The 18,514-nt window shown below is 71.4% G+C and carries 14 protein-coding genes and 1 pseudogene; 9 read left to right on the top strand and 6 right to left on the bottom strand.

Translation table 11 applies throughout. From position 1 onward, the window contains the following. Positions 1-21: 21 nt before the first annotated feature. A complete protein-coding gene (locus tag SSOG_RS31155; protein ID WP_009718244.1) occupies positions 22-516 on the bottom strand; it encodes a DUF3145 domain-containing protein in 495 nt (164 codons plus the stop codon). A gap of 326 nt (positions 517-842) precedes the next feature. Between SSOG_RS31155 and SSOG_RS31150 the strand changes: the two genes are divergently transcribed. Beyond that, complete coding sequence (locus SSOG_RS31150) at positions 843-1,730, top strand: SGNH/GDSL hydrolase family protein (protein WP_009718243.1); 888 nt, start codon at positions 843-845, stop codon at positions 1,728-1,730. Positions 1,731-1,734: 4 nt separating this feature from the next. Here SSOG_RS31150 and SSOG_RS31145 read toward each other — a convergent pair whose 3' ends face one another. Continuing rightward, entirely contained in the window at positions 1,735-4,269 is a 2,535-nt protein-coding gene (locus tag SSOG_RS31145) for a glycoside hydrolase family 3 protein (protein WP_050800027.1), read from the bottom strand. A gap of 74 nt (positions 4,270-4,343) precedes the next feature. Between SSOG_RS31145 and SSOG_RS31140 the strand changes: the two genes are divergently transcribed. Continuing rightward, positions 4,344-4,997 (top strand): TetR/AcrR family transcriptional regulator, encoded by a 654-nt coding sequence (locus tag SSOG_RS31140; RefSeq protein WP_009718241.1) that lies wholly within the window; start codon positions 4,344-4,346, stop codon positions 4,995-4,997. A 7-nt stretch (positions 4,998-5,004) separates the two neighbouring features. On the opposite strand, the gene SSOG_RS31135 is transcribed toward SSOG_RS31140, so the two are convergent. From SSOG_RS31135 to SSOG_RS31120, 4 genes are all read right to left on the bottom strand, one after another. Continuing rightward, positions 5,005-7,455, bottom strand: a complete 2,451-nt coding sequence (locus tag SSOG_RS31135; protein ID WP_009718240.1) for a type 1 periplasmic-binding domain-containing protein — start codon at positions 7,453-7,455, stop codon at positions 5,005-5,007. Positions 7,456-7,859: 404 nt separating this feature from the next. Next, positions 7,860-8,396 carry a DUF6299 family protein gene (locus SSOG_RS52650; RefSeq protein ID WP_009718239.1) on the bottom strand — a complete coding sequence of 179 codons (537 nt, stop codon included), beginning with the start codon at positions 8,394-8,396 and terminating at the stop codon, positions 7,860-7,862. A 92-nt stretch (positions 8,397-8,488) separates the two neighbouring features. Further along, positions 8,489-9,676 (bottom strand): HTTM domain-containing protein, encoded by a 1,188-nt coding sequence (locus tag SSOG_RS31125; RefSeq protein ID WP_009718238.1) that lies wholly within the window; start codon positions 9,674-9,676, stop codon positions 8,489-8,491. A gap of 1 nt (position 9,677) precedes the next feature. Further along, entirely contained in the window at positions 9,678-10,346 is a 669-nt protein-coding gene (locus SSOG_RS31120) for a DUF5819 family protein (protein ID WP_009718237.1), read from the bottom strand. 118 nt (positions 10,347-10,464) lie between these two features. Between SSOG_RS31120 and SSOG_RS55265 the strand changes: the two genes are divergently transcribed. From SSOG_RS55265 to mmsB, 7 genes and pseudogenes are all read left to right on the top strand, one after another. Next, a complete protein-coding gene (locus SSOG_RS55265) occupies positions 10,465-10,824 on the top strand; it encodes a hypothetical protein (protein ID WP_215490551.1) in 360 nt (119 codons plus the stop codon). A 396-nt stretch (positions 10,825-11,220) separates the two neighbouring features. Then, positions 11,221-12,381, top strand: a complete 1,161-nt coding sequence (locus SSOG_RS31110) for a mandelate racemase/muconate lactonizing enzyme family protein (protein WP_009718235.1) — start codon at positions 11,221-11,223, stop codon at positions 12,379-12,381. Then, positions 12,378-13,391 (top strand): zinc-dependent alcohol dehydrogenase, encoded by a 1,014-nt coding sequence (locus SSOG_RS31105; RefSeq protein ID WP_009718234.1) that lies wholly within the window; start codon positions 12,378-12,380, stop codon positions 13,389-13,391. Before SSOG_RS31110 ends, SSOG_RS31105 begins: the two co-directional genes overlap by 4 nt. A 105-nt stretch (positions 13,392-13,496) precedes the next feature. Beyond that, positions 13,497-14,532, top strand: a pseudogene (locus SSOG_RS31100) (hypothetical protein). A 32-nt stretch (positions 14,533-14,564) separates the two neighbouring features. Then, positions 14,565-15,674, top strand: a complete 1,110-nt coding sequence (gene chvE / locus SSOG_RS31095) for a multiple monosaccharide ABC transporter substrate-binding protein (RefSeq protein ID WP_009718232.1) — start codon at positions 14,565-14,567, stop codon at positions 15,672-15,674. 14 nt (positions 15,675-15,688) lie between these two features. Next, positions 15,689-17,251 carry a multiple monosaccharide ABC transporter ATP-binding protein gene (mmsA, locus tag SSOG_RS31090; protein WP_009718231.1) on the top strand — a complete coding sequence of 521 codons (1,563 nt, stop codon included), beginning with the start codon at positions 15,689-15,691 and terminating at the stop codon, positions 17,249-17,251. After that, positions 17,248-18,480 carry a multiple monosaccharide ABC transporter permease gene (mmsB, locus tag SSOG_RS31085; RefSeq protein WP_009718230.1) on the top strand — a complete coding sequence of 411 codons (1,233 nt, stop codon included), beginning with the start codon at positions 17,248-17,250 and terminating at the stop codon, positions 18,478-18,480. Before mmsA ends, mmsB begins: the two co-directional genes overlap by 4 nt. Positions 18,481-18,514 lie beyond the last annotated feature (34 nt).

The raw sequence follows: 18,514 nt of genomic DNA, 5'->3' as shown, positions 1-18,514 counted from the left end.
CCCCTCGGGGTGTCGTGCCGGTCAGACGACCTGGTGCAGCCAGCGGACCGGGGCGCCCTCACCCGCGTAGCGGAACGGCTCCAGTTCGTCGTCCCACGGCTTGCCGAGCAACTTGGCGATCTCCGCCTGGAGATCGCCCTCGCCCCGGGCGGAGCGGGCCAGCGCGGCGCGCAGCCGGTCCTCGGGGATCAGGATGTCGCCGTGCATACCGGTGACGGCGTGGAAGATGCCCAGTTCGGGGGTGGAGCTGTAGCGCTCGCCCTCGGCGGTGGCGCAGGGCTCGGCGGTCACCTCGAAGCGCAGCAGATGCCAGCCGCGCAGCGCGGAGGCCAGCTTGGAGGCCGTGCCGACCTCGCCCTGCCAGGAGAACTCGGCGCGCCATGCGCCGTTGGCGGCGGGCTGTTTGATCCAGTCGAGGGTGACGCGCACACCGAGTACGCCCGCGATGGCCCATTCGACGTGCGGGCACAGCGCGCGCGGAGCGGAGTGCACATACAGAACTCCACGTGTCGTCACCGGGGCCTCCTGTGCGGTTCGAGGTGCGCCTTCCCCAGCGGCCTCGTGCCCGTACCGGTCACGCCCGGGACAGCACACGACATTCTGCCCTAATGATCACCCTCGCACCAGTCCCGAGGTTACCTGCGGTGAAATTTATCGGGCAGAATTCTCTAGAAAAGGGACAGGATGTGACGCAACGTAATGTGACGGTATCGCAATGCTCTTCCCGGTGCTGGGCTGCCGCCCAACTGCCACAAGAAAAACGTACCGCGCGGACCGGCCACAGGAGTGACGTACCGTCGGTCCCGGATAGATATCACCCAACAGTCGGAGGGGGAACAGCCATGCGGGCCAGCGCACCACGCCGGAAGCAGCGGACCACCGCGTCGATGCGCACCGGTGTCGTCCTGCTCACGACGGCCGCCGTCATGAGTTCGGCGGGCTGCTTCGGCAGCTCCGAGGACCCCTCCCGGAGCGGGCCGAGCCGGGGTGGCAAGCATGCCGAGGGCCCCGCGTGGAACACCCGGCCCAGCTCCATCGCCTCCCTCGGCGACTCCATCACCCGGGGCTTCGACGCCTGCTCGGTGCTCTCCGACTGCCCCCGGGTCTCCTGGTCCACCGGCAGCGATGTGGACAGCCTGGCCCAGCGGCTGCGCTCGGGCGCGCGCAGCTGGAACTACGCCAAGACCGGCGCGGTCATGGCCGATCTGCCCGGCCAGATGGAGGCGGCCGCGACGCGCAAGCCGCAGCTGGTGACCGTGATGATCGGTTCCAATGACGCCTGCCGGGACTCGGTCGCCGACATGACCCCCACCGACGAGTTCCGCTCCGTCTTCACCTCGGCCCTCACCCGGCTGCGCCGCGAGGTGCCCAAGACGCAGGTGTACGTCGCGAGCGTCCCGGATCTGAAGCGGCTGTGGTCGCAGGGGCGGAAGAACGTGCTGGGGCGGCAGATCTGGAAGCTGGGCATCTGCCCATCGATGCTGAAGGACTCCGACGCGATGGACGCGGCCTCGACGGAGCGGCGGCAGCGGGTGGACGACCAGGTGGACGACTACAACAAGGTGCTGAAGGACGTGTGCGGGAAGGACCCGCTGTGCCGCTACGACGACGCGGTGCACAAGTACCGCTTCACGGAGCGCGAGTTGAGCAAGTGGGACTGGTTCCACCCCAGCAAGGCGGGTCAGCAGCGGTTGGCCGCGATGGCCTACCGCCGCATCACCAGCCCCTGATCTCTCAGGACACGACCACGGGCGCCGTGAGGCGGAGGTCGGCCACGCTGCGGCCCGCCTCCGCCGTGTACGTGCCGGGGACCAGGCGCCAGGCGTCCGCCGCCTCGTCCCAGATCTCCGCCGCGCGGCGCCGCACCGGGATCGCCACCTCCGCCGTCTCCCCCGGGCCCGCCTCCGCGGCCGCGAAGCCCGCCAGGCACCGGGCGGGGCGGTCCTCCGCGGTGCGTACGGAGTCGGCCTGCGGGGCCAGGTAGAGCTGGACCACCTCGCGGCCGGGCCGGGAGCCCACGTTCCGCACCCGGACCGTGACCGTGCCCAGCTCGCCCGCGGGGTCGCCCGCCGGGTCGCCCGTGGGGGTGAAGTCCACCGCCTCGTACGCCCAGTCGGTGTACCCGAGCCCGTGCCCGAACCAGTACGCCGGAGCGGCCCCCTGCTGCCGCTCCCACGCCCGGTAGCCGATGAAGACGCCCTCGTCGTAGGAGAGTTGACCCTCGCTGGGTGCCACCTGGCTCACCGGCGCGTCCGTCAGCCGGACCGGCCAGGTCGTCGGGAGGCGGCCGCCCGGCTCCTCGGCGCCGAGGAGGACGTCCGCGAGGGCGGCGCCCGCCTCCTGGCCCGGGAACCAGCTGAGGAGGACCGCGGCGACGTCCTCACGCCACGGCATCTCCACGGGTGAGCCCGCGTTGACGACCACGACGGTCGGGGTGCCGGTGGCGGCGACGCGGCGCACCAGCTCGTCCTGGCGGCCGGGCAGCCGGAGGTTCGTACGGTCGAAGCCCTCGCTCTCGACGCTCTCCGTGGTCGCGACCACGACCACGGCGGTGTCGGCGGCGGTGGCCGCGGCGACGGCCTCCTGGATCAGCTCCTCCGGATCGCGCTCCGGGGCGCGGTGCACCAGGCTGAAGCAGACGGCCTTCCAGTTCGCCTCGTCCGTCTTGGCGACCGTGCTGATGAGGCTGACCTCGACCGGTTCGCCCACGGTCAGCTCCGCCCGCCCGCGGGGCACGGGCGAGCCGAAGAACGCCTCGAACGGGTCGTCGGTCTCGTCCATCGTCTGGTGCCCGTCGAAGAGCACCTCCCCGCCGACGGTCAGCCGGAAGCCGCCCAGGCCGCGGGTGCCGAAGGAGTGCGCCCCGCTCTCGCGCGGGGTGAAGGTGCCGGTGACCTCGACGGAGTGCAGCTCCTCGTACGCGACCCCCTCGGGGAAGTCGCCGAGCCACTGGACCTGACCGCTGGGCAGCCGGGACTCGCCCAGCACCCGCCCGTCCTCGGCCCGGACGACGGCGCGCAGCGCGAAGCCCGGCCCTGCGGGGGCGAGTTCGTCGGTGGGGTCGGCGCCCACGGCGTAGGTCAGCGGCACGTCGGCGGGCAGCGCGGCGCGCAGCCCGTCCAGCGGGGAGACCACATGGTCGGGGAAGACCAGCGCCGAGCCGCCGCCGAGCACCCGGGCGTCCCGCGCGGCGGCGCCGATGAGCGCCAGGGACCGTAGGCCGGAGGGCCCGCCGGGGGTGAGCGGCAACGCCTGCGTCTCGTTGCGCAGCAGCACGAAGGACCGCCGGGCGATCTCGCGGGCGAGCGCGTCGCCGTCGATCGGTCCGGGCCGGTCGGCGGGGGCGACGGCGGGCTCCGCGCCGTCCAGGGCGCCGACCCGGGCGGCGAGCGTCAGCACCCGCCGCACCGCGTCGTCGACGTCCGACTCGGCGACCAGGCCGTCGCGCACGGCGGCGGCCAGCGCCTCGCCGTAGACGGTCCCCGGGCCGGGCATGGCGACGTCGAGCCCGCCCGCCAGCGCCCCGGCGGTGTCACGGGCGGCCGTCCAGTCGGAGACGATGAAACCGTCGAACCCCCACTCGCCGCGCAGCACGCCCCGCTGGAGGGCGCGGTGCTCGGTCATCGTGGCGCCGTTGACCCCGTTGTAGGCGGCCATGATGCCCCACGGGCGGGCGTCCTTGACGATGGCTTCGAAGGGCGCGAGATACAGCTCGCGCAGCGCCCGCGCGCCCACCTGGTTGTCGACGGTGAAGCGCTCGGTCTCCGCGTCGTTGGCGACGAAGTGCTTGACGGTGGTGCCCACTCCGCCGTCCTGGACGCCGTGCACATAGCCGGTACCGATCGCGCCGGTGAGATACGGATCCTCGCTGTACGCCTCGAAGTGGCGGCCGCCCAGCGGCGATCGGTGCAGGTTCACGGTCGGGGCGAGCAGTACGTGCACCCCCTTGCGCCGCGCCTCCTGAGCCAGCAGCCGCCCCGCGCGGCGGGCCAGTGCCGGGTCCCAGGTGGCGGCGAGGGCGGTGGGGCTGGGCAGGGCGATGGAGGGGTCGTCGGCGGTCCAGCGCACGCCCCGGACGCCGATCGGGCCGTCCGACATCACCAGGGAGCGCAGTCCGATGGCGGGGACGGCGGGCAAGGACCACATGTCCTGCCCGGCGAGCAGCCGGGCCTTGGTCTCCAGGTCGAGCGCCCCGAGCGCCTTCTCGACGACACCGCTCACGCCCGCACTGATCGCTTCTGCCACGGTCGGCCTCCTCAGGTCGCCCATATCGTGGACCCGCCGCCCTGTAATCCGGTAGGTACCGTTATTGTTTTGTTATCAAACTGCTTTACGGTACTCCCATGGAGAAGCTGGACGCCGATGCGCCGACCCGGCGCGGCCAGGAGCGGCGCGCGGACATCGTGCGCTCCGCCCTCGAAGTCATCGCCGAGCGCGGCTACCGGGGCGCCACCCTGAGCGCGGTGGCCGAGCGCGCCGGGCTCACCCAGCAGGGGCTGCTGCACTACTTCCCCACCAAGGACGCCCTGCTCATCGCCGTGCTGGCCGAGCGCGACCAGTGGGACACCGGCGCCGCGCGGCGCGACGGCGGCGGCGCCTGGCCGCTGGAACTGCTCGCCTCCCTGGTGGAGTACAACGCGATGCGCCCCGGCATCGTGCAGACCTTCTCCGCGCTGCTGGGCGAGAGCGTCACCGAGGACCATCCCGCGCGCGACTGGTTCGCCCGCCGCTACGAACGGGTGCGCGCCGATATGACGGACACCCTGCGCGGCGAGTTCGGCGACCGGCTGCCCGGCGGGCTCACCCCCGAGGCCGCCGCGCCGCTGCTGGTCGCGGTGCTGGACGGGCTCCAGTTCCAGTGGCTGCACGACCCGGACGCGGTGGACATGCCCGCCCTCTTCCGTACCTTCGTCTCCCTGCTGGGCCGGGGAGACGAAGACACGAGAGACGAAGGCTCGGGAGACGAAGGCTCGGGAGACGAAGGCGAAACGGAATAGCGGAACGTCAGTCGACGGGCTCCGGGCAGCTGTACCGCTTCCCCGGCCCCCACGTCTTCCGGATGTCGGTCGCCGTCACCGCCCCGCACAGCAGCGCGGGCCGCGGCGCGCCCTCGGGAGCGCCGTGCAGGATGGCGACCAGCTTGTCGGCGGTCAGCCGCCCGCCCCCGGCCACCCCGTGGGCGTCGATCCGGCCGGTCGCCCCGTTGAAACCGCCGCTGCCCAGGCCCTGGTAGAGCACGGCCTGCACCAGCGCCCGGTCCAGCCGCCCGTCCCGTTTGCCGCTGCCCACCCAGGCCTCGTCGATGGCCTGGGACAGATAGCACAGGGCGTCCCAGGCGAGCGGGGAGTGCCCGTCGAGCCGCATCGCCTGGGCCAGCACCCCGCGTTCGTGGCCGTACTGCGCGTCGTACGCCCGCAGATACGCCTGGGCGCTCTCCGCCCGGACCCGCGACGGCTCGCCGTGCGAGACGTAGTACAGATCGAGCCCCTGGAAGATCGCCCAGGGGTCCTGCCCCAGCAGCAGCGCGTTGGTGACGTCGTCGCCGCCGAGCACGCTGACGGTCGGGCAGTCGTCGGCCATCCTGCTGTACTCGGACAGGAAGGTGACGAACTGGCTGCCGCGGGCCGTCCATACGACGCCCGTCGGCTCGTCCCCGCCCGCCACCCGGCACACCCGCTCCGCGAAGTCCTCCATCGTGTCGTACGACCGCCCGGCCGGTCCGGTGGCGCCGCCGCCCGTGCCCAGCAGCAGCGTCTCGACCGGGCCCGACCGGTATTCGGTACGGAACGAACGAGCGAGTCCTGAGCTGTAGGGATCCTTCGGATCGGCGATCAGCATCACCCGGCGCGCCTTCACCGGGGCCTGTCCGGGCCCGGTCACCATCGCCGCCTCCCGGACGAAGGCCGCCATGACCTGGGCGGCGCGCGAGTCGACGGGTGCGAGCTGGTAGTAGTGCGGGCCCTGGGAGAGCAGGGAGTCGGCCGTGCCGGAGGTGCCGATCATGGGGATGCCCGCCGCGTCCAGCTTGCGGATCGCGGCGTACGTGGAGCCGCGGCTCTGGCCGAGGCCGACGGCGCCGACGATCGACGGGTCGCGCCGGGCCAGTTGGACGATGGAGTCGGCGACGGCCGGGGCGTCCTCGAAGAGATGGCCCGCGTTGGCCACCAGCACCCGCACCGGAACCCGGTCGTCCGACGTCAGCGCCAGGGCGTTGACATGGGCCTGGGCGAGCACGATCCCGCGCAGCTCGGGCAGCGTGCCGCCGCGCACCGGGTCGTCGGCGCCCGCACCGCCGCTGAACGGGCCGATGTAGACCACGGTGCGATAGCGCGGCGATGCCTCCTCGCGGCGGCGCATCGCGGCGTCCACCTCGTCGTTCTGCCGGTCGATCTGCTCCAGCACCTCGCTGACCTGCCGCTCGTTGGTGCCCTGGGCGAACCGCTGCTTGCCCGTCGTCACCCCGACGCACTGGCCGTCCTTGCCCAGGAAGGTCTGGCCCGCGCAGCTGTCGTCGCCCCCGCCCCACAGCGGCCGGTAGAAGCCGCCGGCGACCAGCCCCAGCGCGACCAGCACGACGACCGCCGCGCCCGCGATCTCGGTACGAGGGCCCCAGCGGCGGGACGGCGCGACCAGGGTGGGACGGCGGCCGAGCCAGTACGACGCCCGCTCGTCGTCCTCCGGGCCCTCGCTCACCGGCACCACGATCCCGGTGGGCTGGCCCGCGCGCATGCCCTGCCGCTCGACCAGCTCCAGCTCGGCGCCCGCGTGGGCCAGGTCGGCCGCCTCGATGTCGGGGATGCGGGACGCCAGCGAGCGCGCCCCGGCCGCGATCGCGATCACCGACGTACAGCGCAGGTCCTCGACGGCGGAGCGCAGTTCGCGCAGGAATCGCTGCACCCGCGAGTCCAGCGCCCCGGCCTCCTCGAAGAGCAGCACGAACCGGGTGGTGCGGCGCATCCGCCACGGGTTGAAGCGGCGGCGGCGCACCGCCCCGTCCAGGTCCGCGAGCAGCGCGTGCATCAGCACCCGGTCCAGCCGCTCCGGGTCGCTGCCCTCGCCGCCGGGGACGTGGTCGAGCGCGGAGCGGAAGAAGTCGGTGGGCGGGGTGCCGCGCTGGAGCCGCGCCCACTCCGCGTACCAGCGGCGGTGGCGGCCGCGGCCGAGCATCCGGCGGCTGGACCGGACGCCGAACAGCCAGCGCGGCAGGGTCTGGCACAGCGGCCCGGCCACGAAGTTCCACAACAGCTCCACGACCGAACCGCCGCTGGCGTGGTCCCGGCCGCCGATCCGCCACAGCGTGTTGGCCGTGCGCGACCAGCGGCGGTGCTCGTCGTAGCAGTGGTTGCGCAGATCGCGGTGGCGGTGCTCGATGGGCCCGTCGATGGCCGGGGCCGTGACCACCGAATGCAGCAGCCGGTAGCCCGGCAGCCGCAGCTGCCCGGTGTCCACCGGCATGGACTCGGCGAGCTGGAGCGCGATCTGCTCGAACAGCTCGAGCGGCGGCGGTATCGGCGCCGGGCGGGAGCGCCGGTACGTACGCGTGCGGCGCCAGCACCTGACTGCGGCCGCGCAGCCGCGACCGCAGCCCTCCCACGATCCTCCGGCCGGCCCGCCCGGCGCCCTCCTCCGTCAACAGCACCACCGGCACCCTGCTGCGGCTGCGCCGCTGTTGGATGACCAGCTTGTCGAACGCCTCGACGAAGCGCTCGACACCCGGATACGCCGGGATGCGGTCCTGTGGGTCCCCCGTCGCCATCGTCCCCGTTCCCCCTCTCCTGCCCGCCCCTGAACAAAGGCGGTGGAAAGAAGGGATATCCCCCGTGGGGGAAGGGCTCAAGCGCGGCGACGGGGGGCGGGTCTCACAACTCGCGCGCCTCCAGCGTGATCGCGCGCTCCCCCACGGCCGCGGTCCGCGGAAGCGGAACGAGCTGCTGGCCGGCATCGAACCTCAGCAGGCTGCTCTCCACGAGCGCCGGGCCCGGCACGAAGTTCACACTCGGGGCCTCCTGCACCGACCAGGAGTGGGTCAGGCCGTCGCAGAGCGCCGGTCCGCCCCCGAGCCCGAACCGCACCTGGCCCTGGGTGAGCGTGACGAGGATGTCGGCGCGCGGGATGGCCGCTCCGTCCCGCAGACAGCGGTACGTGCCCGACAGGGCGACGGTGCCGTTGCTGCTCACGTAGCCGACGCGGCTCACGGTGACGTTGTTGCCCCACGGCAGCGGCAGGCTCTGCCGCCCCATCGACGGCATCCCCGGGACCCCGGCCGGAGCGGCGGAGCCGGGGGACCCGGGGGAGGGAGCGGGGGCGGGGGCCGGGGCCGCGTGGGCGGCGGGGGTGAGGGGAGCGGCGATGAGCAGGCCGGTGACGGCACCGAGGAAGCGGCGACGGTTGCGCATGAGATACGGACCTCCGTGAGCGGGGGCGGATTCCCTGTGGGGGACGAAGTCCCTGTACAGCTATCGGGCGCGTGATGCGGCCCGCGGGAACCTCACCCCCGTGCGGCGTGTCCGATACCGCTGGGCGGGTGCTTCCGCACCGATTGGTTGACCTGAGCCCGGCGCAGGACGCGGCGGGCGAGCCGGGAGCAGTGGGCCCCCACCAGGACGAGGAAGGAGGTGGGCAGGAAGATCGCGTCCGAGACGATCATCATGGCGGACAGGAACGGGATGCCGAGGACGACGCCGATCGCCAGGTGCTCCAGCATCATCGCCGCCAGCAGGACGTTCTTGAGCCGCCGGTAGCCGAGCAGGAAGGGGAAGGCCGCCTGCACGATGACCGTCCCGTAGCTCAGCGCAAAGACCACGAGCATGCTGTGGGCGAGCAGCCCGGCGAGGGCGGGCCACGGCATGAAGTAGTCGAGGTGCAGGGCGTAGTGCAGCCCGCTGCCCTCCTGCCACAGGGCGCCCTGGATCTTGTACCAGCCCGCCGTCCCGTAGATCAGGCAGACCTGGACCGCGATCACCAGCATCGCGCAGTTGTGCAGCATCGCCGTGACCGCGTCGAGCAGGTCACGCGCCTGGTGCCCCCAGGCCCACCGGTGCGCCGCGTACCACACCCCGTAAGCCGCCCAGAACGCCCAGAGGACCGCGGCCCACGCGGTATGCGGGAAGCCGTCGGACACCCACAGGAGCAGCACCCCGAGCGCCTGCCACATCGCCACCCCGGCCCGGTCGTCCACCGGCTTGCCCTGCCGCCGGGCCCGGGCGCGGCGGCGCGCGTCGAGCGACCAGACCGCCCCGCAGCGGGTGAACGCCAGATACAGGGCCATCACCCGCATCGCGTTGTCCCCGGCGTCACCCAGATAGATGTTCCGGCTCTCGATGGAGAGCACGGCCACCAGGAACACCACCGAGGTCGCCCGGGTGCGCCAGCCCAGCATCAGCAGGACGGACGCCACGATCGCGCCGTGGTAGACGAGCTCGAACCACCAGTGGCCGCCGGACCACAGCAGCACGCTGAACCGGTGGTCCTCCTCGATGACGCGGGCCGCCATCTCCGCCGACCAAGGGCTGCGGTCGCCCCACAGCAGCCGCCGGTGCGGCCACTCCCGCAGCAGAAAGGCCGCCGCGATCCCGCCGAGGCCGATACGGAACAGGGCCGCCTGGTACGAGGCGTGGGGGCGGGCGGCGAAGGTGATCAGCCGGGTCAGCCGGTCCAGCGGGGCCGGTCGGTTCATGTCACAGTCCCCTGCGGTCGTCGTCCGTCACCGGCCACCAGGGCAGGGTGCGGTGCGGGGTGTTCCGCACGGGCGCGCGGTCGCTCCAGTGCGGGGGCGGTACGGGAACGGCCCGGCTGCGCACCTGGAGTGCGGTGATCCGTGCGCCGTGCGCGTCATCCGCGAGGCGAAGCAGGGCGATCCGCTTGACGTACTGGGCGGCGAGCGCGCCCCGCGCGTCAGTGGGCATCTCTCGCCGGTTGTGGGTGTCCCGGTAGAAGTCCCAGGCGCGGCGCAGCAGGTTCTGATCCGCGTGGCTCGGCAGCGAGTTGTGCCGGACGGCCGCGATGTCCTGGGCCGTGAGGCTCGTCCAGCGTCCCGTACGGGGCGTCCCGGAGCCCGCCGCGGTCCGCAGCCGGGCCTCGACCCGGACGTTCGCCTGGAGCGGCTGGGGCGCGAACAGCTGCCAGTCCTGGCCGAATTCGGGATTCACGTGCGCCTCGATGGCGTGTGCGTACGTCCGCTGCACCGGACCGGGCGGCGCGATGCTCAGGAACACCAGGGCCAGGTGCCAGAGCGCCGCGCCGAGCAGCACGGCGGCGGTCACCGCCAGCAGGGCGAGCGACGGGAGGGACCAGGTCGGTCCGGGCTCGCCCGGCCCCTCCAGCACGGGCGCCCGGGGCGCGCACACCCGGGCGGCCGTCTGCCGCCCGGTGTCCGCGTTCCCCGGGCCGCCCGGCAGGGGCCTTGGTGGGCTGTTCCATCATGCTCCGCTCACCGCGACCGGTTACCAGTGCCGCTATCCGCGGATGTTGCGGCAGTTCGACCCGATGCCGCCGGGCGCGGCGTGGGGCGCGACGCTGAATGCGGCGAGGGACATGCCGCCGCTGCTCGCCCCGCTGCTCCCGCTGCTGCCGCTACTCCCGCTGCTCCCGCTGCTCCCACTGCTCCCACTGCTGCCGCTACTCCCGCTGCTGCCGCTACTCCCGCTGCTCCCGCTGCTCCCACTACTGCCGCTGCTCCCGCTGCTCCCACTGCTCCCGCTACTGCCGCTGCTCCCGCTGCTCCCGCTGCTGCCGCTACTGCCGCTGCTCCCGCTGCTCCCGCTGCTGCCGCTGGTGCCCCCGGTGACCTGGCCCCCGAACCGGGTGTCGCAGTCGTTGTCCTGAGCCGATCCGCCCTGGATGAAGGCGCGGACCAGGTCGTTGGGGTTCGGGACCTGCTGCGCCCGGGTGGCGTGGGTGCCGCCGTCCTGATGGATGCCACCAAAGGCAACAGCCGCGGCAACGCAGCTACTCAGGAGGATGGTTCGCAGTACTCTCTTCATCTGACCGCCTCTCACGTAAAACCTTTGCCGTCAGCGGCGCAGCCTGCCCGGCGGCGGGTCGCGGTCGCCGCACCGACACGACCGCGTCCGCCGAATGGCCCGGTGCGAGGGGGGCACCGGCTGCTGTTCGATAACCATTCGACGCAGGACCATTGACACCCCTGACACCCGGTGATTACCGTCACGCCAAGATTTCGAACGTGTGACGAAATATCGAACATCGCGAAGGGTCATAGCCTTGCGCATCACCGGAATCAGCACGCATGTCGTCGGCACCCCCTGGCGCAATCTCACCTACGTGCAGGTCCACACCGATGAGGGCATCACCGGCGTCGGCGAGACCCGCATGCTCGGCCACACCGATGCGCTCCTCGGCTATCTCCACGAGGCCGAGAAGAACCACATCGCCGGGTCGGACCCGTTCGCGGTGGAGGACCTGGTGCGCCGGATGAAGTACGGCGACTACGGCCGCGCGGGCGAGATCGTGATGTCCGGCATCGCCTGTGTCGAGATGGCCTGCTGGGACATCAAGGGCAAGGCACTCGGCGTGCCGGTCTGGCAGCTGCTCGGCGGCAAGGTGACCGACAGGGTCAAGGCGTACGCGAACGGCTGGTACACGGTCGAGCGCACCCCCGAGGCGTTCCACAAGGCGGCCACCACGGTGGTCGAGCGCGGCTACCAGGCCCTGAAGCTCGACCCGTTCGGCACCGGCCACTTCGAGCTGGACCACGCCGAGACGCTGCACTCGATCTCGCTGGTCGAGGCGGTGCGGGACGCGATCGGGCCGGACGCGGAGCTGCTGGTGGAGATGCACGGGCGGTTCAGCCCGTCGACCGCCGTGCGGATCGCGGGCGAGCTGGAGCGGTTCCGGCCGTCGTGGCTGGAGGAGCCGGTGCCGCCGGAGAACCTGAAGGCGCTGGCGAAGGTCGCGGAGAAGACGAACCTGCCGATCGCGACGGGCGAGCGCATCCACGACCGGATCGAGTTCCGCGAGCTGTTCGAGTCACAGGCCGTCGACATCATCCAGCCGGACGTCGGCCACCTCGGCGGCATCTCCGAGACCCGTAAGCTCGCCGCGACCGCCGAGACCCACTACGTGCTGATCGCGCCGCACAACGTCGGCGGCTCGGTGCTGACCGCCGCGTCGCTCCAGGTCGCGGGCTGCACCCCGAACTTCAAGATCCTCGAGCACTTCAACGACTTCGCCGACGCGGAGATCAAGAAGGTGGTCAAGGGCGCGCCGCAGGTCGTGGACGGCTACTTCGAGCTGTCCCACGAGCCGGGCCTCGGCGTGGAGCTGGACACCGAAGCGGCCGCCGAATTCCCGCAGCAGCAGGCCCGGTTCGACCTGTGGGCCGAGGGCTGGGAGAAGCGGGACCCGAAGGGCGGGCAGCAGTGACCGCGCTCGTCCTCGACGCCCCCGGCGCGTTCCACCTCACCGAGACCGCCCCGGTCCCGCCCGGGCCCGGGGACGCGCTGGTGCGGGTCCACGCGTCGGGGATCTGCGGCAGCGACCGCGAGGTGTACGAGGGCAACCGGCCCGAGGGGTACGTGCGGTATCCCGTCACCCCCGGCCATGAGTGGTCCGGGACGGTCGAGGCGGTCGGCGCGGGCGTCCCCGAGGCGCTCGTGGGCCGCAAGGTCGTCGGCGAGGGGTTCCGCAACTGCCAGGTGTGCGACCGCTGTCACGCCGGGGAGACCACGCTGTGCACGGCGGGGTACGAGGAGACCGGCTTCACCCAGCCGGGGGCGATGGCCACCACCCTGGCCCTGCCCGCCCGGCTGCTGCACCCGCTGTCCGACGACGCCGATCTGACCGCGGCCGCCCTGCTGGAGCCCGCCGCGTGCATCGCCGCCGCCGCGCTCAAGGCGAACGCGCAGCCCGGGCAGCGGGTCGCCGTGGTGGGCACCGGGACGCTCGGCATGATCGCCGTGCAGTTCCTGGCCGCCGTCTCCCCCGCCGAACTGCTGGTGGTCGGGACCCGGCCGGACCGGGAGCGGCTGTCGCTGTCCTTCGGCGCCACATCGTTCCGTACGAACGACCGCCTGGAGGACGTTCACGGCGGCTTCGACATCGTCATCGAGACCGCCGGGTCCGCCCCCGCCGCCCGTACCGCCGCGGCCCTGCTGCGGCGCGGCGGACGGCTGGTGCTCACCGGGATCCCGGCGGCGGGCACGGCGGACGGGCTCGACCCGACCGACCTGGTCGTCCGGCAGCTCGAGGTGCAGACCGTGTTCGGGGCCGCGCCGGACGCGTGGGCGCACGCGGTACGGGTCTTCGACGCGGGGCTGCTGACGCTGCTGCCGCTGGTGACCCACGAACTGCCGCTCATCGACTTCGCCACCGCCATCGAGCTGGTGGGGAGCGGCGATCCGAAGGTGGGCAAGGTGCTGCTGCGGCCCGCCTGACCCCGTCTGCATCTCCCCCGGGGAAGCACCCCGCGCCCCCGAAAACCTGAACGGTCCTCAAAGACGAGGGCTTCACCTAGTCCTTACGGCGATACAAGGAGCACCGTGACGACCGCCGCCTCAGCCCTTCCCTCCGGCCCCCGCCGTCCCGCCGACGCCGCCCTCGCCCAGCTCGGCCACGCGGTGCCCGCGCCCGACCCCGCCGACGCCTCCGCGCACTCCTTCCCCGACGGCGGCACCTGGCGCACCGAGGTCCCGTCCGTCGAGGGCCCGGAGGCGCTGGCCACCGTGTTCAAGGAGGCCGGGCGGCTCGACGTACCGATCCACCGGATCAGCCAGGGCAGCGGCGTGTGGATGCTCACCGACGCCGAGATCACCGAGATGGTGGAGTCCTGCGCGGAGCTGGGCGCCGAGCTGTGCCTGTTCACCGGGCCGCGCGGCACCTGGGACATCGGCGGCGCCACCCGTTCCGACTCCGGCGGCGGTGGTCTGCGGGCCCGCGGCCACGACGCGGTCGCCGGATGCGTGGAGGACGCGCTGCGGGCCGCCTCGCTCGGCGTGAAGTGCCTGCTGGTCGCCGACGAGGGCGTGCTGTGGCTGCTCCACCAGCTGCGCGAGCGCGGCGAGTTGCCCGCGGACACCACCTTCAAGCTGTCCGCGCTCGTCGGCCCCGTCAACCCCGGCCTCGTTCGCGGTGTACGAGCGGCTGGGCGCCGACTCGATCAACATCCCCTCGGACCTGACGCTGGAACACCTCACCGAGATCCGCCGGGTCTCCCGCGCCCCGATGGACTTCTACATCGAGGCCCCGGACGACCTCGGCGGTTACGTACGGCTCTACGACGCGGCCGAGTTGATCCGCCGCGGCGCCCCCATCTATCTGAAGTTCGGGCTCAGCAAGTCTCCGGGGATCTACCCCTACGGCGCGCAACTGCGGGACGTGGCGCTGAACAGCGCGCGCGAGCGGGTGCGCCGCGGCCGGCTCGTGCTCGATCTGCTCGCCCGGCTGGGCGCGGACGGCGGGCTGTCGCCGCTGGGCTCCCGGCTGCCGGGGCCGCTGCGGCGCTTCCCCGTCACGGAGGCGTCGGACACGTCGGACACATCCGACGCAGCCACCGGCGCGGCCCCCAAGAAGTCCTGAGCAATGACGCCCCAGGGAAGGACCCCATCACCATGCGTACGGTAAGAGGCGCACGAGTCGCGGCGATAGGCGCCGGCCTCCTCGCGCTCTCGCTGACCGCCACGGCCTGTGGCCAGGAGGCGGTCGGTGGCAGTCGGTACAAGAGCAAGGAAAAGGGAGGGACGATCGGCATCGCCATGCCGACCAAGTCCTCCGAGCGGTGGATCACCGACGGCCGCAACGTGGCCAAGCAGTTCAAGGAGGCGGGCTACAAGACGGACCTGCAGTTCGGCGAGGACGACGTCCGCACCCAGGTGGCCCAGATCGAAAACATGATCACCAAGGGCCACCGGCTGCTGGTGATCGCGCCGATCAACGGCGGGGCGCTCAACGACGTCCTGAAGCAGGCCAAGCAGGCCAACATCCCGGTGATCTCCTACGACCGGCTGCTCCTGGGCACGAAGGACGTCGACTACTACGCGACCTTCGACAACGAGAAGGTCGGCAGGCTCCAGGGCCAGTACATCGTCGACAAGCTGGGGCTGTCCAAGGGCCGGAAGGGCCCCTTCAACATCGAGCTGTTCGCCGGGTCATCGGACGACAACAACACCCGGTACTTCTACAACGGCGCGATGAGCGTGCTCAAGCCGTACATGGACAAGGGCGAGCTGGTCGTCCGCTCCAAGCAGACCAAGCTGAACCAGCTCTACACCGAGAAGTGGAGCGGAAGCGCGGCCCAGGACCGCATGGAGGACCTGCTCAACGCGGCGTACAGCGGCAACGATGTCGACGCCGTGCTCTCGCCGTACGACGGCATGTCCATCGGCATCCTCTCGGCGCTCAAGAGCGCCAGCTACGGAACGAAGGACAAGCCGTTCCCGGTGGTGACCGGGCAGGACGCGGAGCTCGCCTCCGTGAAGTCCATCGCCCGGGGCCAGCAGACGCAGACCATCTACAAGGACCTCCGCAAGCTGGCGAAGGCCACCGTGCAGATAGCCAAGGCGGAGCTGACCGGCGGTGAGCCCCCGGTGAACGACACCAAGTCGTACGACAACGGCGAGAAGGTCGTGCCGACCTATCTGCTCAAGCCGGTCAGCATCGACAAGTCCAACACCCAGGTGCTGGTGGACGAGGGCTACTACACCGCGTCACAGCTGAAGTAGGGCGGATCCGAGCTATGAGCACCATTCTCGAATTGCGCTCCATCACCAAGACCTTCCCCGGTGTGAAGGCGCTCTCCGACGTCAATCTCCGTGTGCGCGAGGGCGAGATCCACGCCCTGTGCGGGGAGAACGGCGCGGGCAAGTCCACCCTGATGAAGGTGGTCAGCGGCGTCCATCCGCACGGCAGTTACGACGGCGAGATCCTCTTCGAGGGCAAGTCCTGCTCGTTCAAGGACATCCGCGCGAGCGAGCAGCGCGGCATCGTCATCATCCACCAGGAACTGGCGCTGATCCCGTACCTGTCCATCGCCGAGAACATCTTCCTCGGCAATGAACACGCCAAGCGTGGCCTGATCAGCTGGCACGAGACCCTCAAGCACGCCGACACATTGCTGAAGCGGGTAGGTCTGAGCGACGCGCCGCAGACCCGGATCGCCGATATCGGCGTGGGCAAGCAGCAGCTCGTGGAGATCGCCAAGGCGCTCTCCAAGGAGGTGAAGCTGCTCATCCTGGACGAGCCGACCGCGGCGCTCAACGACGAGGACAGCGGCAAACTCCTCGATCTTCTCCTGGAGTTCAAGGCGCAGGGCATCTCCTCGATCATCATTTCGCACAAGCTGAACGAGATCCGCAAGGTGGCCGACTCCGTCACCATCCTGCGCGACGGCCAGTCCATCGAGACGCTGACGGTGCGGGAGACCCCGGAGTCCAAGCCGGAGGTCTCCGAGGACCGCATCATCCGCGGCATGGTCGGCCGCGACCTCGACAGCCGGTTCCCCGAGCGCACCCCGTACGAGGGCGAGGACGCCGCCGAGGTGGCCATGGCCATCGAGGACTGGACCGTGCACCACCCCATCGACCAGCAGCGCAAGGTCGTGGACGGAGTGTCGCTGAACGTCCGGCGCGGCGAGATCGTGGGCATCGCGGGGCTGATGGGCGCGGGCCGCACCGAGCTGGCGATGAGCGTCTTCGGCCGGACGTACGGACGGTACGCGGGCGGCCGGGTCCTCCGCGACGGGCGGGAGGTCCGTACCCGTACCGTGCCGGAGGCCATCGACCACGGCATCGCGTACGTCACCGAGGACCGCAAGACCTTCGGGCTGAACCTCGAGGACACCATCAGCCGCAACGTCTCGCTCTCCTCGCTGGCGAAGGTGGCGCGCCGCGGCGTGGTCAACGAGCACGAGGAGTCGCGGGTCGCCGAGCGGTTCCGCAAGACGATGAACATCAAGGCGCCCACGGTCTTCGAGCGGGTCGGCCGGCTCAGCGGCGGCAACCAGCAGAAGGTCGTCCTGAGCAAGTGGATCTTCGCCGGCCCCGAGGTGCTCATCCTCGACGAGCCCACCCGTGGGATCGACGTCGGGGCCAAGTACGAGATCTACACGGTCATCAACGACCTGGCGGCACAGGGCAAGGCCGTCGTCTTCATCTCCTCCGAGCTGGGCGAGCTGCTGGGGATGTGCGACCGGATCTACACGATGGCGGCCGGTCGGCTGACCGGGGAGGTTCCCCGGGCCGAGGCGACCCAGGAAGTGCTGATGCGTCACATGACCAAGGACAGAGGAGACGAAGGATGAGCACGGCCACCCAGAAGACCGAGTCCCCGGCCCCACCGCCGGACGGGGGCTCCAAGAGCATCGGGACGCTGCTGCTCCAGGGCATGCGCACCAATATGCGGCAGTACGGGATGCTGGTCGCGCTCGCCCTGATCATCGTCATCTTCCAGATCTGGTCGGACAACATCCTGCTGCGTCCGGGCAACGTCACCAGCCTGGTGCAGCAGAACGGCTACATCCTCATCCTCGCCATCGGCATGATGATGGTGATCATCGCCGGCCATATCGATCTGTCGGTCGGATCGCTCGTCGCCTTCATCGGCGCGGCCGCCGGCGCGATGATGATCAAGAACGATATGCCCTGGGGCCTCGCGGTGGTCCTCTGCCTGCTGATCGGCGCGCTGGCCGGGGCGTGGCAGGGCTTCTGGATCGCGTACATCGGGATCCCGTCCTTCATCGTCACCCTCGCCGGCATGCTGGCCTTCCGCGGCGGCACCCAGATCCTGCTCGACGGGCAGTCGCTGTCGCCGTTCCCCGACGGCTTCGAGAAGCTGAGCACCGGCTTCATCCCGGAGATGGGCCCGTACACGCAGTACCACAACCCCACGATGGTGCTCGGCCTCATCGTGTGCGCGGCCGTCGTCTGGCAGGAGTGGCGCGGCCGGCAGCAGCGCGCGTCCTACGAGCTGGAGGTGGTGCCGCTCGGGCTGTTCTTCGTCAAGTGCGCCGCGATCGTGGCCGCCGTGATGGCGTTCACCATGACGCTGTCCAGCTGGCACGGGGCACCGTACGGGCTGCTGGTCCTGGCCGTGCTGTTCGTGATCTTCAGCTTCGTGATGCGCAACACCGTCATCGGGCGCCACGTGTACGCGCTCGGCGGCAACCAGCCGGCGGCCAAGCTCTCGGGTGTCCGCGACAAGCGCGTCACCTTCCTGGTCTTCGTCAACATGGGCCTGCTGTCCGCCCTCGCCGGCCTGGTCTTCGCCGCCCGGCTCGGCTCCGCCACCCCCAGCGCGGGCCTCAACTTCGAACTCGAGGCCATCGCCGCGGCGTTCATCGGCGGCGCCTCGGCCAGCGGCGGTGTCGGCACCGTGCTGGGCGCCATCATCGGTGGTCTGGTGCTCGGCGTGCTCAACAACGGCATGTCGCTGGTGGGTATCGGCACCGACTACCAGCAGGTGATCAAGGGACTGGTCCTGCTGGCGGCGGTCGGCTTCGACGTCTGGAACAAGCGCCGGGTCGGCTCGTAGCCCGCCTCCCCCACTCCCCCTGACATTCCGACTT

The sequence above is a fragment of the Streptomyces himastatinicus ATCC 53653 genome (assembly GCF_000158915.1).
In the GTDB taxonomy this organism is placed as follows: domain Bacteria; phylum Actinomycetota; class Actinomycetes; order Streptomycetales; family Streptomycetaceae; genus Streptomyces; species Streptomyces himastatinicus.
Note: the sequence above shows the minus strand (reverse complement) of the source record. Positions and strands in the feature narration are given on the sequence as shown.